1 protein-coding gene is annotated in these 607 nt (G+C 77.4%); it reads left to right on the forward strand.

The features are described from left to right. Positions 1-607 (forward strand): small ribosomal subunit Rsm22 family protein (locus EHS43_RS45640; RefSeq protein ID WP_125196151.1); only part of this gene is annotated, 607 nt, incomplete at both ends.

The following is a 607-nucleotide window of genomic DNA, read 5'->3' on the forward strand; positions in this document are numbered from 1 at the left end:
GCCCCATCCTCCGCGACCGCGCGGACGTGGCCGCCTACGCCGCCTACCGCATGCCCGCCACCTTCGAGGCGGTCCACGCGGCCCTGGAGGCCTTCGCCGCGGCCGTCCCCGACTGGACGCCCGGCGGGCACATCGACGTCGGCGGCGGCACCGGCGCGGCGACCTGGGCCGTCACGGCCACCTGGCCGGGCGACCGGGAGATCACCGTCCTCGACTGGTCCGAGCCCGCACTCGCCCTCGGCCGGGAGCTCGCCGCCGCCCACCCGTCCCTCAAGGACGCCCGCTGGCAGCGGGCGCGGATCGGCCAGGACCTCGCGCTGCCCGCGACCGACCTGGTCACCGTCTCGTACGTCCTCAACGAACTCACCCCGGCCGACCGCACCGCCCTCGTGGACACCGCGGCGGCGTCGGCGCAGGCGGTCGTGATCGTCGAGGCCGGCACCCCCGCCGGGTACGCCCGTGTCATCGAGGCCCGCGACCGGCTCGTCGCCGCCGGTTTCCGCGTCGCCGCCCCCTGCCCGCACAGCGCCGCCTGCCCGATCGCCCCCGGCGAGGACTGGTGCCACTTCTCCGCGCGGGTCAGCCGCTCCTCCCTGCACCGCAAGGT

It is taken from the genome of Streptomyces sp. RP5T, from assembly GCF_003933965.1.
Lineage (GTDB): Bacteria > Actinomycetota > Actinomycetes > Streptomycetales > Streptomycetaceae > Streptomyces.